Origin of the sequence: Yokenella regensburgei ATCC 49455 (assembly GCF_000735455.1) — a bacterium.
GTDB lineage: Bacteria > Pseudomonadota > Gammaproteobacteria > Enterobacterales > Enterobacteriaceae > Yokenella > Yokenella regensburgei.
Genome location: NZ_JMPS01000099.1, coordinates 1 through 277, shown reverse-complemented (window position 1 = coordinate 277; position 277 = coordinate 1). Strand labels below are relative to the sequence as shown.

Sequence of the window (277 nt, the reverse complement as noted above, 5' to 3'; positions counted from 1 at the left end):
GCTCTACTATACCGCCCGGCCGGTTTCATGTTTATGAATTCGAGCCACATTACCCCTCCTGCAGCATCTGTTCGAGTTGCTCCTGCGCCTCAAGCCACGCCATTTCGCACTCTTCAAGCCCGGATTTCGCGCTGGCCTGCTGTTGCAGGCAGGCGGTCAGCTCTGCTTTGCGCGCCTGATCGTACAGGCCGCTATCGCCAAGCGTTTCTTCCGCCTGTGCCAGCTCGGCATTAAGTTTCTCCATCTCTTTTTCGAGACGAGTAATCTCTTTGCGCAG

The 277-nt window shown here is 56.3% G+C and carries 1 pseudogene; it reads right to left on the bottom strand.

From position 1 onward, the window contains the following. Positions 1 to 49: 49 nt before the first annotated feature. Positions 50 to 277: pseudogene (locus GYRE_RS23110) on the bottom strand (ABC transporter ATP-binding protein); the annotation flags it as partial.